Source organism: Flavobacterium sp. (assembly GCF_031411595.1).
GTDB lineage: Bacteria > Bacteroidota > Bacteroidia > Flavobacteriales > Flavobacteriaceae > Flavobacterium.
The window spans coordinates 148440-160431 of the sequence record NZ_JANOBI010000035.1 but is presented as its reverse complement, the minus strand read 5'-3'; the positions used below and the strand labels follow the sequence as shown (position 1 = coordinate 160431).

Genomic DNA, 11992 nt, shown 5'->3' with positions numbered 1-11992 from the left:
TTTATAAATTTAAAAGTGCGCTATCGTTATAATGAACTTTTTGCATGATCGTTCCTTTCTTTAAAATCACGATACTTGGATTGGCTCTTTCGATAGTTTTGAGTGTTGTTCCATCGCAAAAATAAAAATCAAAAGTATATCCGAAATCTTTTTTTGCTTTTGCAATTTCTGCCGCACCTGAAGCGGTCATCGCAATTACTTTATAGCCTTTGGCTTTGGCTTTCTGATGGATTCCTTCTAAAATTTCCATGCCTTTTTTATCGGATTTGGCTAAGTCATAAGCTACAAACATAAGTAATTTAGGCTCTTGAAGCAATTCGTCTTTATAATCTGAACCGTCTAATTCCATCGAAAAATCGTGGATTGGCGGTTTGTAACCCTCGGAAATGACGTGGTCGATTCGCTCAACGAATGTGGCACCTGCGGGTATATTCATCAAATCTTTTTCAGTGAAGTTTTTGTTGACGCCATTGACTTTGTATACAAAAACCATTTCCACCACAGACTTTGGTGCACCTTCCGGAACTTCCATTGCTTTTTGAATATTCGTTCCTACTTTATAGGCTCTGAAATCTTTCAAAGGCAAATGATACAAAACCCAATAACCCATAAAAGCACATAAAACAACCGTCAAACTTACCAACGCATTGCGGAAATTCGCATTGAAAAGCGGTTTTACTTTTTTGATATTCAAGAATAAAATCAAAATGAAAAATAGCAAAACAACATCCTTAGTAAACGATTGCCAAGGTGTGAGTTTTAAAGCATCACCGAAGCAACCACAATCGGTTACTTTATTGGAATAGGCGGAATAGAAAGTAAGGAATGTAAAAAACACAATCATCAACAGCAAACTCCAAATCGTAAATTTTGGTTTGAAACCGATGAGCAACATAAAACCCAAGACCGTTTCAAAAATGACAATAAATACCGCAATGGCTAGTGAGAATGGAATGAATATCGGTAAATTCAATACGGTTTCTCCGAAATATTCCGCGAGTTTATACGAAAATCCAACCGGATCGTTGAGTTTGATTAAACCCGAAATGATAAATAATAATCCAACAAAAATTCTTGAAAATTGAACCAATACGTTTTTCATAAGTTTGTATTTGCAGTCGTAAATATAACGTTATTTATAAAAATTAATCGGCATTTTTCATCAAAATCAAAGCGAAAACAGCGTAATTAATCATGTCTTGATAATTCGCATCGATCCCTTCTGATACAACGGTTTTGCCTTTATTATCTTCAATTTGTTTGACGCGCAGTAGTTTTTGTAAAATTAAATCGGTCAGCGAACTGATTCTCATCTCACGCCAAGCTTCACCATAATCGTGATTTTTAGCTTCCATTAAATCTTTGGTGATTTTAATTTTTGCATCGTATAAGGTTGTTGCTTTTTCGGTATTCAAATCGGGTTGATCCGCAACGCCCAATTCCAGTTGAATCAAAGCCATAATCGAATAATTGATGATGCCGATAAATTCTCCTTTTTCATCTTCGTCAATTTTGCGTACTTCATTTTCCTGCAAACTTCGAATACGCTGTGCTTTGATGAAAATTTGATCGGTTAAAGAAGGTAATCTCAAAATGCGCCAAGCGCTTCCGTAATCCTTCATTTTATTGATAAAAAGCGTCCGACAAATCGCAATGATAGTATCGTATTCTTGTGCCGTATTCTTCATTATTATTGCAGTATATTTGTATTCAATTTTTTTTACTTTGCACGATTCTGCCTCAAGGCTTCGCGTCAAAAATAGTTTTTTTTTTTGAATGTTTGTCCACTTTAAACGAATAACAATGACAATTAATTGCCTCGGTCAACTCATCGATTTAACCACGCCAAAGGTCATGGGTATTTTGAATGTAACGCCGAATTCTTTTTTCGATGGCGGTCAATATGTTACGGAAAAAGAGATTTTAAAACAAGTGGAAAAAATGCTTTCAGAAGGTGCAAATTTCATCGATTTGGGTGCCTATTCGAGCAAGCCCAATGCAACTTTAGTGACTCCAGAAGAAGAACTTGAAAGATTAATTCCTGTGGTGCAATCGATTTTAAAACACTTTCCTGAAACATTGCTTTCTATTGATACTTTTCGAAGTGAAGTCGCAAAAATTTCACTGGATCACGGAGCTGCTTTGATTAATGATATTTCCGCCGGAAATCTTGATGAAAAAATGATGCAAACCATCGCGCAGTATCAAGTTCCGTATGTGATGATGCACATGAAAGGCACGCCACAAACTATGACTTCCTTGGCGCAATACGACAATATCGTTAAAGAAATGTTGTTGTATTTTTCTGAAAAAGTAGCACTCGCTCGCAGTTTCGGAATCAATGATTTGATTGTGGATCCAGGTTTCGGTTTTGCCAAAACACTCGATCAAAATTATGAAGTATTGCAAAAATTAGAATTATTTCAAGCATTGGAATTGCCAATCTTGGTTGGTGTTTCGAGAAAATCGATGGTGTATAAAGTCTTAGATTCGAATGCAGATGGAGCTTTAAATGGCACGACAGTTTTGAATACTATAGCGCTATCAAAAGGAGCCAATATTCTAAGAGTTCACGATGTAAAAGAAGCGATTGAAAGTGTGAAGTTGTTTGAGAAAATTAGACTGTAAGACTATAAGATTTTAAGATTGTAAGACTGTAAGATTGTAAGAAAAAAAGATTCAATTAGAGTTGATATACTTTTCTAAAGCACGAATCTTAAAATCCTAAAATCTTACGTTCTTACAATCTAAAAATTATTGATGATGATACGGTTCATTTCTCAAAATCGTAAACCCGCGATAAAGTTGTTCTACAAAAAACAACCGCACCATTTGATGTGAAAAAGTCATTGATGAAAGCGAAATTTTGCCTTGTGCTTTGGCATACACTTCCGATGAAAAACCATACGGACCACCAATTGCGAATACTAAAGTTTTTATTCCTGAATTCATTTTCTTTTGCAATTCTGCAGCAAAATCAATACTTGAAAAGGTTTTTCCATTTTCATCCAATAAAATCAATTGATCGGTTGGTGTTATTTTGGCTAAAATCAATTCGCCTTCTTTTTCTTTTTGCTGTGTTTCAGAAAGATTTTTTACGTTTTTGATATCGGGAATGATTTCCAAATCGAATTTGATGTAGAACGACAATCGCTTTTGATATTCGTCAATCAAAAGTTGTAGGTTGTTGTGATCGGTTTTGCCGATGGCGATGAGTTTGATATTCATAAATTATTCGTCGTCGCTTTCTTTTCCAAAAATTTCTCGAACCAATAACGCGGATAGTGCTCCAACGGCAAAAATAGAAAGAAATTCAACGGTTCGAATATCTTCGGTTCCTTTCATACGACCATAATTTCCTAGCGAAAGTAGCAGCAAAACGGTCAGTAATATTTTTCTTTTTTTAGTGTTCATTGCAATTCAATTTAATCAAATGTAGTAAAGAATTTTATGAACCTATCTTAGATTTCTCTTAAATTGTTATTCATTGACATTTTGAGTACGCCAGTTTTCAAAAGTCATTTCGAATTTAATTTCGCCTTTTCCATGTGTTCCGATGGCTTTCCAACCCGCTATTCTATAGAAATTTTCCGCTCGTGATTTTGGCGCTGTTCCCAACCAAACAGTCGTTTTTGTCTGATCGAAATACCAATGGAGCATCCTATCGTGAAGTTGTCTTCCGATACCTTTTTTCTCATAATCGGGATCGATGAACAAAGCCCAAATGTTATTATCCTTTAAATCTACAATCGAAAAACCAACAATAGCCTTGTCGATTTCACAAACCCAACCTTTACCACGTTCTGTTATAAATTCGACACAATCTTCATTAGTAACCAAAGCCGGATTTGACAATGTGTTTTCTTTCACCGCAAGGCGAACCTTCATAATCTGCGGAATATCAGCAATGACAGCTTCTCTATAAATCATTTTTTTGCGTATTGATCCAAACTCAGTTGGGCTTGTTGTTGTATTTTATGTTGCATAAATGGCGTCCAGCCTAATACTAAACCTTTAAATCCGAAAGCTTGTTTCGACCATTTCCACAAATCGAAAGTATCGGTATGCTTGACAATCAAACCATCTTTAAATTCAAAAGTAGCGTGAATTTTATTAATAACATTGCGATTGGTTTTGCTGAATAGGTAAGTGGCTACCCATGTCGCTGAACCCGAATACGCATTACTTTTGATATCTGAGAGTTCAATTTTTAAATTCCCTTTGCTGCGTTCGATAAGCATTTTCCACATTGAAGTTACTTTTTCATAATGGAGTTTTCCAAAAACCGGATCTTCAAACAGCACTTCATTGTGATAACAACGCGACATAGTTTCCGCATCTTGATTGGCAAAAGCGGTGTAGAATTTTTCTATAAGTAGATTATTGTCATTCATCATTAATGGTATAATTCAGCAATAGCAGCATCGGTTTCATAACTTTTTTTAGAGTTATCATGCGCCGTTGCAAAATACGTTTTTTTATTGATGGCGGTGAAATAGCCGGTTTGACTAGAAAACTTGTTGTTTTTGCCTTTGATGGAATATCGAACAGATTGAATTTCAGTTTTTTTCAAACGATTCATTTCTGCAGCAGTTAAAGTATAATAGGAAATGATTTGATTGCCATTGGTTTCGCGAATGTTTTTATCGGTGCAAACAATTGTACTCGTGTCAATCAAATCAACATAAAGGGTTCCGGCAATGGCGAAAGATCTGTCGTTGGTTTCGACCACTATTTTGAATAAACCGCCTTTTTCCGTTTTGGCAATTTGCACTAGGGTAGTGCCTGAATAAGCGTAGTTTTCACAAATAAAATTCCAAGTAGGTGTTGCTGCATAGGACTTCGCATATACCGTCATGGTTTCTTGTCCACACAAAAGCGACGATATCAGACAGCAACAGAAAAGGATCGTTTTTTTAATCATGAATTCATTAGTGGTTTTATTCTTCTTTTAAATAATGTGCTTTCGCAATTTCTGTTTCAAATTTATAAAAAGAATATTTTTAGCCACGAATCCACCAATATTATAACTTAAATTTATAATTTGATGCGTGAAGCCTAATGGTCAATCGACCTATTTTCCTGTGGAGATAACTACAAAATAAGGAAATAAAGTTTATTTTTTAGCTTCAGATTTTGTTTTGGAATCAGGTTTTACTTTATTGTCGGGCTTCGCTTCAGCTTTCAAAAAATCATCTTTCCAATCTTTCGAATTTACGGCTGAAATTTGATTTTCTTCATTGACCGTAATTCGCAATTCTTTATTCGCGATTTTCTTTTCATACAAAGCTTTATAACGATAGACGATTGTTTTATTGGGTTTGTTTTGATAGGCTTCGACGAATTTTAAATCTCTAAAATCACCATATTTCAACTTGAACTTTAAACAGGTTTTCGTCAATCGCTCAATCGTCATATTTTTTCTGACTTCGGGTGTGGCTTCATTTTCTGTTAATGGTTTGAATTTCGAAGTATTGCAAGTCATCAAGATTTGTTTGCCCAAAGCAGTAGTTTTGTCTCGCTGTGCTTCATCGATTTTTGCATCAGCTATTCTTTCAATCTTAGCGGTTGATTCCGTTTTGGCAACAGCGTTCTTTTTAGATTTGCATCCGATTAAAAAACACAAAGTCAATAAAAGCAGTATATTTTTCATAGACTTCCATTTTAGGTTCAAACTATAAACGGTATTACGGCTTTTTTATTGGAATTTGTCGCAAAAAATAAACCCCAAACTTTCGAATGGGATTTAAAATATCGTTGACTTAATATAAAGTCGGATATTGCTTCGGGTTCATCTCACTCATCATCGCATAGACTTTTTCATAAATATCTTCCACAGATGGTTTTGAAAAATAATCGCCATCGGTTCCGTAAGCCGGACGATGCTCTTTAGACGTCAACGTTTGCGGTTTACTGTCTAAATAATCATACGCATTTTGCACTTCCAGAATATGTTGCATGATGAATGCAGAAGCGCCACCAGGCACGTCTTCATCAATCACTAAAAGTCGATTTGTTTTCGCAATGCTTTTGACAATATCATGATTGACATCAAAAGGCAACAACGATTGAATATCGATAATCTCACAATCGATGCCTTTTTCGAGCAATTCTTTAGCCGCTTGTTCTACCAAACGCAACGTTGATCCGTAGGAAACTAGCGTAATATCGGTTCCTTCTTTGATTGTTTCCACAACACCGATTGGCGTTTTGAATGCACCTAAATTGGTGGGCATTTTTTCTTTCAAACGATAACCGTTTAGGCATTCTATAATTAAAGCAGGTTCATCGGTTTCTAACAAAGCATTGTAAAAACCAGCAGCTTTGGTCATATTTCTAGGCACCAAAACATGAATACCGCGCAACGCATTCAGAATCATTCCCATCGGTGAACCCGAATGCCAAATACCTTCCAAACGATGTCCGCGTGTTCTGATAATCAATGGTGCTTTTTGATTTCCTAATGTTCGGTATTGTAAAGTTGCCAAATCGTCGCTCATGATTTGAATCGCGTACAGCAAATAATCTAAATATTGAATTTCAGCAATCGGGCGCAATCCGCGCAATGCCATTCCAATACCTTGACCTAAGATTGTGGCTTCACGTATTCCAACATCGGCAACGCGTAGTTCACCATATTTTTCCTGCATACCATCAAGTCCTTGGTTGACATCGCCGATATTTCCAGCATCTTCACCAAAAACCAAAACTTCGGGATATTTCGTAAAAATCGCATCGAAATTATCTCTCAAAATCATTCTGCCGTCGGCATCTTCAGCACTTTGGTCATAAGTTGGCAATACTTCTTTTACTGAAAAAACATTTTTATCTGAAGTTGAAAATAAGTGTGAACTGAATTTAGGTTGAATTTTATTTAAGTAATCCGCAATCCATTTCGATAATGTTGGTTTACTGTTTTCGTTCGAAATCATGCGCAACACTTTTCGCGCCGCTACCAATATATCTTTTCGATTGGGTTCTTTGATTTCTTTTAATTCGTCTGCATATTTCTGAATAAATACTTTGTTGTCGCTAGTGTTTGCAATCGATTCCAACAAATCGCAAGCTTCTTTTTGCTCACTTTTGATTGGATTTAAGTACGCATTCCAAGCCGTTTTTTTTCCTTCTAAAACTTCTTTCTTAGCATTGGCATCAATCGCATCAAGTTCTTCTTCTGTGGCGATATTGTAGGTTACCATCCAAGATTTCATTTGTTTGATGCAATCGAAATCGCTTTCCCATTCCAATCGATCGGCATCTTTATAACGTTCGTGTGAACCTGAAGTCGAATGGCCTTGCGGTTGCGTCAATTCGATAACGTGTATCAAAACGGGTACGTGTTCTTCACGCGCTATTTGTGAAGCTCTTTCAAAAGTGGCCACCAAATCAGCATAATCCCAACCTTTTACGCAAAGGATTTCATAACCGTTGTTGTCTTCATCGCGTTGAAAACCTTTTAAAATTTCAGAGATATTTTCTTTTGTAGTTTGGTGTTTCGCATGTACGGAAATTCCATATTCATCATCCCAAACACTAATAATCATAGGCACTTGCATGACACCGGCGGCATTGATCGTTTCGAAAAATAAACCCTCGGAAGTGCTCGCGTTACCAATCGTTCCCCAAGCTACTTCATTACCATTTACAGAGAAATTGGAAGTATCAATTCCGGCAACATTGCGGTATATTTTTGATGCTTGTGCCAATCCCAACAGTCGCGGCATTTGGCCTGCAGTTGGAGAAATATCAGCACTTGAATTTTTTTGTTGTGTTAGGTTTTTCCATGAACCATCTTCGTTAACGCTTTTGGTAGCGAAGTGTCCGCCCATTTGTCTTCCTGCCGACATCGGATCAAAATTGATATCCGTATGACCATACAAACCCGCAAAAAACTGCTCGATGTTGAGTTCACCAATCGCCATCATAAACGTCTGATCACGATAATAACCTGAACGGAAATCACCATTTCTAAACGCTTTTGCCATGGCCAATTGTGGTATTTCTTTCCCATCGCCGAAGATTCCGAATTTGGCTTTTCCGGTTAACACTTCTCGTCGGCCAAGAAGGCTGCATTCTCTACTGATGATGGCAATTTTATAATCGCTCAGCACTTCTTTTTTGAAGTCTTCAAAAGAGAGTACCGGACTGGTTTCAACTTGTGTCATAAAGTGATTTTGTTACTTTGGAAAACAAATTTAATTAAAAAAGTCTTTGTTTTGATGTTGCTTCAAAAAATATATGGTTTCGATATTGTCAAACTTAGAATAAAATCAGACGTTGATATTGACTATAATGCAATGAAAATTAAAATCGATTATGAAATCAGCACGAAATTAATTCTTAAAACCATTTTCTTGTAAACAAATTGACCAAAACTCTTGGGTCGAGTGTGAGTACAATTCTGATTTTTTCGCTGTATTGCGTTTGCGAAATTTCCCAGCCATTGTTGGAATAAACTGGAAAATAAAATTCAAAATAATCAGGAACTAAATTCAATCGAATACCGCTGTCATAAACCCATTTTTCTTTGATGGCGCTGTTTTTTACCAATCCCAAATCGCCGTAGACTTCAATCCAATTCCAAACATTGAAACTCATATTGGTTGTAACGAGCCATTTGTTGATGTAAGTCGGCATTACTTTCGATTTAAATCCACCTTCACCCAAAATAAATTGTTGACTGAAAACACCTGTTTTTTCTGACCTTCCGAGCAATTCTTGTTCGAATAAATAATCATTGATGTTGTACAATCCGAAATCAAAAGCATTCGAATTACTACTTTTGTTGTATAAAAACGCACCGGCATACAAACGGAAATTAATCTGACGATTGTTATTGAATAACCTTCGATACTGAATTTCACTCGACATTTTTCCAAACGTATTCGAAAGCTGCGTATCGGTCATAAAATTGAAATAATTCACCAATTCCTGCTTGCTGTTGATGTATTTAAAACCAAACACCGAATAGTTTTCGAGCTTGTTGTCAGTGATGTATTGGGTTTCTTGCTTTTGAACGACATTGTATTTAAAAACTAACGCTTGCCTATCATTTTTCCGAATGTCGTTGTCGCGTATATTCAAAGTAATGTTGGGATTGATTTTAAAATAGGAAGCATCGGGCGCATAATTAAAATAGGAACTGCTCAAACCATAGCGTATGTAGTACAAACGGCTATCGCGAATGTATTGGTTGAACGCCAACGACGAAAGACCGCGCAATGAACCCGTATTGGGCGAATAAACCGGATTCACATCATAATTGAATGGTTTTGCCAATAAAGTTTTATTGTGAAAACGGATTCCGGGTGCCAAGCCATCGTAGTAATTATACGTGATCGACGGCACGAACACAATCTGATTGGCATTCGGTTCTTCTAAATCTTTGAAAAAGGTAAACTTATAAGGTCGATTGTTGCCCAAAAAACGATGCAGTGATTTCCAATTATTTCTTCTGTTGAATTCAGGAACTTCGTTGTTGTAATTCAAAACTATCTTGTCAGCATCGTGTCTTTCGACAGTAAAAGTGCTGTCTTTTCTAACATTTTCAAACCATTTTTTGAATACGATTTGCTTGTCTTTGATGCCATAAACAGCAATCGGCACGGTGGTTCCCGTTTTGTTTTTAATGGTAAACGTAACGCTGTCTTTGGTTTTGGAAGCTTTCCCAAACGTATAGTCGATAATGTCGCGTGTATTGATAACGGACTTAAAAAACCAATCAATGTCTTTCGGCGTTTGCGCTTTGATTAGGTTTTCAAAGTCTTTCGAAGAGCGCAATTGGTTGGCATTGGAAGCATAAAAATATTGAATGGTTTTGGGAACAATTTGCTCATCCAAATAATGATCTAAATATTTAAAACTTAAGCCAGCTCTGTATTTAGAAGCGATTTTTTCATTAAATCGAATTAATGTTTCTTTCGAATTGTTCAAAGGTTGATCGAGATTTTTACGTGCCATAAGCAGGTAATAATAGCTGTATTGCTCGTTAAAATCTTGATTGATGATATTAAAACTTTTCAATATTTTAAGTTTCGACAAACCGCCCATCATTTTCATTTCCGGTCGGTATTCATCGATATAACGCATCATCATATACACTTGAATACCGTCGTAAACCCATTGGTCTTTTCTCGGATCTAAGTGCATCGCGTTCTTTAAATAATTATTCAAATACGTTTTCAAAAATTTGAGTTCATACACAAATTCATCCTGAAAAACATTAATAAAAGCTGGCAATTGATTGAGTCCATAATACGGATTTCGCTCATAATCTACTTCAGAAACCGTGATTTTTTCATAAGGATATTTTCCAATATCGTCACCAACATAGGTCACAATTCTATCGATCAATAATGCTTTTTGAATATCATTTAAGTTGTTGTCTTTTAAGTTTGTAACAACTTCTACCTGATCGTTTTTGTAACTGTAAAATCTCGATTTAGGTTCGATGTATAAACTAAAATCCGTGCGTTGTTTTCCTGCTAGAGTGAATGTAGTTTGTGCATCCGTTTTGACTTTACCAATCTCATTCAAATCGGAATTCAATTGATACTCATTCGGAACAGCTATCGCCAATTCATAATCGCAAAGGCCATTCGCTACATCATCCAAATCGGCATTGCTATACTTGACAAATTGATGGTTTTCATAGCGCGCCGGACTTAAAAACCATTGCTTTAAAACGAAACCTTTTTTGTCGTCATAACCATATCGGGTAAAGCGATTGCTTGGAATTTTAACGGAGTAGGTAAGGTGAAAAATTTTCTTTTCAAACGGCAGGATTTTTTCTTGCAATGGAATTTCAATCAAGTCGATTTGATTTTCCGGTCGATGCCATGTCAATACTGTGTTTTGCGCATCATTTATTGAAATGGAATTGGTATTGCCACGTTCTTTCTCTTGCGCAAAATGAAAACTACGCACAAATTCATCCGAAAATCGTTGCCCTAAAAGAGAATTTCTATCCGAATACGCATTGTTCCAATCGTTTAAAATTAAAGACCCAATCGTATCATTCGTTTGATTGAAATAGGTGAGTTCCTGAACTACTTGAAGTGTATTGGTTTTCACATCGAGCGTCACAGTCAACTTTGAGGTATGCTGCGCAAACTGCCGCCATGAAGTCAGCAACAGCAGCGAATACAATACAATTTTAAGGAATGATTTCAATTATTTTTGTTCAAATTGGTGATTTTCATAACGAAATCAAATGCAAAATAGTACTAAAAATTTGGACTCAAGTCGTATTTTTTATAGAATTTATCAAGCACATCCAAGACTTCATCTTCAGTATCTACGATTTTAAACAAGTCTAGGTCTTTTTCGCTAACTGTTTTTTCTCGTTCCACCAATACTGTCTTTACCCAATCAATCAAGCCTGACCAAAAAGCGGTACCGACTAAGATGATAGGAAACTTGGCAATTTTTTTAGTTTGAATTAACGTAATCGCTTCAAACATTTCGTCTAAAGTTCCGAAACCACCAGGCATTACTACAAAACCTTGAGAATATTTTACGAACATTACTTTACGTACAAAGAAATAATCGAAATTCAGATTCTTATCACGGTCGATATACGGATTGTAATGCTGCTCAAAAGGCAATTCGATATTCAAACCTACAGAAGTTCCGCCACCGAAATGCGCGCCTTTGTTGCTCGCTTCCATGATTCCTGGACCGCCACCAGTAATAACGCCATAACCGGCTTTACTGATTTTGAAAGCAATTTTTTCCGCCAACAAATAAAACGGATCTTCAGGTTTCGTGCGCGCTGAACCAAAAATCGATACACACGGACCAATACGTCCCATACTTTCGTAACCATTCACAAATTCCGCCATGATTTTAAAAATCGCCCAACTGTCATTGGTACGAATTTCATTCCATGTTTTTTGTTTTAGTTTGTCTTGAATGATTTTATCCTCATCATTGTCAAAATCTTCTAATCTCATATTTTTGTAATCTAAATTTATATTTTCAGGAGCTGTTT

12 protein-coding genes are annotated in these 11992 nt (G+C 36.2%); 1 reads left to right on the top strand and 11 read right to left on the bottom strand.

Translation table 11 applies throughout. The annotated features are described in order from the left end of the window. Position 1 precedes the first annotated feature (1 nt). Together RMO03_RS08465 and RMO03_RS08460 are read right to left on the bottom strand one after the other, a co-directional pair. Positions 2 to 1102, bottom strand: coding sequence for a BT_3928 family protein (locus RMO03_RS08465; protein ID WP_309641661.1), 1101 nt, complete (start codon positions 1100 to 1102; stop codon positions 2 to 4). A gap of 43 nt (positions 1103 to 1145) precedes the next feature. Beyond that, a complete protein-coding gene (locus RMO03_RS08460; RefSeq protein WP_309641660.1) occupies positions 1146 to 1688 on the bottom strand; it encodes a DUF1599 domain-containing protein in 543 nt (180 codons plus the stop codon). Between the two features lie 115 nt (positions 1689 to 1803). Here RMO03_RS08460 and folP point away from each other — a divergent pair, with 115 nt between their 5' ends. After that, positions 1804 to 2628, top strand: coding sequence for a dihydropteroate synthase (gene folP / locus RMO03_RS08455; protein WP_309641659.1), 825 nt, complete (start codon positions 1804 to 1806; stop codon positions 2626 to 2628). Between the two features lie 126 nt (positions 2629 to 2754). Here the strand turns inward: folP and rlmH are convergent, their stop codons facing one another. The 9 genes from rlmH to RMO03_RS08410 all read right to left on the bottom strand — a co-directional run bounded on the left by rlmH (position 2755) and on the right by RMO03_RS08410 (position 11954). Next, positions 2755 to 3228, bottom strand: a complete 474-nt coding sequence (gene rlmH, locus RMO03_RS08450) for a 23S rRNA (pseudouridine(1915)-N(3))-methyltransferase RlmH (RefSeq protein WP_309641658.1) — start codon at positions 3226 to 3228, stop codon at positions 2755 to 2757. A 3-nt stretch (positions 3229 to 3231) separates the two neighbouring features. Further along, the gene (locus tag RMO03_RS08445; protein ID WP_309641657.1) at positions 3232 to 3414 is read right to left on the bottom strand and encodes a hypothetical protein; all 183 of its coding nucleotides are present in this window, start codon (positions 3412 to 3414) and stop codon (positions 3232 to 3234) included. A gap of 66 nt (positions 3415 to 3480) precedes the next feature. Next, a complete protein-coding gene (locus tag RMO03_RS08440) occupies positions 3481 to 3930 on the bottom strand; it encodes a GNAT family N-acetyltransferase (RefSeq protein WP_309641656.1) in 450 nt (149 codons plus the stop codon). Continuing rightward, complete coding sequence (locus tag RMO03_RS08435; protein WP_309641655.1) at positions 3927 to 4397, bottom strand: nuclear transport factor 2 family protein; 471 nt, start codon at positions 4395 to 4397, stop codon at positions 3927 to 3929. The genes RMO03_RS08440 and RMO03_RS08435 overlap by 4 nt, the downstream gene beginning before the upstream one ends. Continuing rightward, positions 4397 to 4924 carry a hypothetical protein gene (locus tag RMO03_RS08430; RefSeq protein ID WP_309641654.1) on the bottom strand — a complete coding sequence of 176 codons (528 nt, stop codon included), beginning with the start codon at positions 4922 to 4924 and terminating at the stop codon, positions 4397 to 4399. Before RMO03_RS08430 ends, RMO03_RS08435 begins: the two co-directional genes overlap by 1 nt. A 192-nt stretch (positions 4925 to 5116) precedes the next feature. Next, positions 5117 to 5653: a hypothetical protein gene (locus tag RMO03_RS08425; protein ID WP_309641653.1), complete on the bottom strand. Its 537-nt coding sequence runs from the start codon at positions 5651 to 5653 to the stop codon at positions 5117 to 5119. A 109-nt stretch (positions 5654 to 5762) separates the two neighbouring features. Further along, entirely contained in the window at positions 5763 to 8165 is a 2403-nt protein-coding gene (locus RMO03_RS08420) for a thiamine pyrophosphate-dependent enzyme (protein ID WP_309641652.1), read from the bottom strand. A 175-nt stretch (positions 8166 to 8340) separates the two neighbouring features. Beyond that, entirely contained in the window at positions 8341 to 11172 is a 2832-nt protein-coding gene (locus RMO03_RS08415; RefSeq protein ID WP_309641651.1) for an aminopeptidase, read from the bottom strand. A 53-nt stretch (positions 11173 to 11225) separates the two neighbouring features. Further along, positions 11226 to 11954 (bottom strand): TIGR00730 family Rossman fold protein, encoded by a 729-nt coding sequence (locus RMO03_RS08410; RefSeq protein WP_309641650.1) that lies wholly within the window; start codon positions 11952 to 11954, stop codon positions 11226 to 11228. Positions 11955 to 11992 lie beyond the last annotated feature (38 nt).